Below are 921 nucleotides of genomic sequence, written 5' to 3'. Positions count from 1 at the left end.
CCCCTAGACACGTGGTCGCGCGAAGTGATCGGCGCGGGCATCGAATTCTTGCGCGACCGCGCCGATCACTTCGCGCGACCACGTGTCTAGGGGATTGGCGATGGGTTGCGATTGCCCCTCGAGCCAGCGCTGGAAATGCGGCCAGGGTGCCGCGCCCGCCTGCCCGACCAGGAGGACGGACTTGGCGGGCGCACCGGAAAGTCCGGCAGGCGCGGCTTCGTCGCTTGCGAAGCGGAAGCCACCGCGAGGGATCAGGCCATGGGCGGCAAGCGCGGCCGCGACCCCTTCAATCGTGCCGGGCGAAAAAATCATCCCTTCCGGTCCGGGTCGGAGAACGCGCTCCGCCAGACTTCCTTGTGAATGATGTTGGCGACTTTAGCCCCGCCTGACTCGGGCTCCTTTCAAGTGAAGGCGTCGGGCATCGAGCCCTTCTTCCTGGCGATGAAGTCCTTCAGCGCCTCGTCGATCGCCGGATCGAGATGGGGCGCCTCGTAGCTTTCCAGCCAGCGGCGGGCGAGCTCGTTGGCGCGCTGCGGCGCCGTCTTCTGGCCTTCGGCCAGCCACTGCTCATAGGAATTGTTATCGGCGACGTTGGAGCGGTAGAAGGCGGTCTGGAAATTCGCCTGGGTGTGGTCGCAGCCGAGATAATGGCTTCCCGGGCCGACCTGGCGGATGGCATCCATCGCCTGGCCGTTTTCCGACAGGTCGACACCTTCCGAAAACTTCTGCTGCATGCCGAGCTGGTCGATGTCCATCATGAACTTTTCGTAGCAGGAGGCGAGGCCGCCCTCGAGCCAGCCGGCCGAATGCAGCACGAAATTGGTGCCGGCAAGGATCGTCGAGTTCAGCGTGTTGGCGCTCTCATAGGCCGCCTGCGCATCGGGAATCTTGGAGGCGCAGAGCGAGCCGCCGGTGCGGAAC

1 protein-coding gene and 1 pseudogene are annotated in these 921 nt (G+C 64.9%); both read right to left on the bottom strand.

The features are described from left to right. Positions 1 to 30 precede the first annotated feature (30 nt). Positions 31 to 312: pseudogene (locus EOA38_RS37765) on the bottom strand (hypothetical protein); the annotation flags it as partial. A gap of 89 nt (positions 313 to 401) precedes the next feature. Further along, positions 402 to 921, bottom strand: a 520-nt coding sequence (locus EOA38_RS37760) for a trimethylamine methyltransferase family protein (protein ID WP_189435228.1), incomplete at its 5' end; no start/stop codon positions are given.

It is taken from the genome of Mesorhizobium sp. M1E.F.Ca.ET.041.01.1.1 (genome assembly GCF_003997355.1).
Taxonomy (GTDB): domain Bacteria; phylum Pseudomonadota; class Alphaproteobacteria; order Rhizobiales; family Rhizobiaceae; genus Mesorhizobium.
The sequence above is the reverse complement of the archived record's forward strand: the minus strand, read 5'-3'. Positions and strand labels throughout refer to the sequence as shown.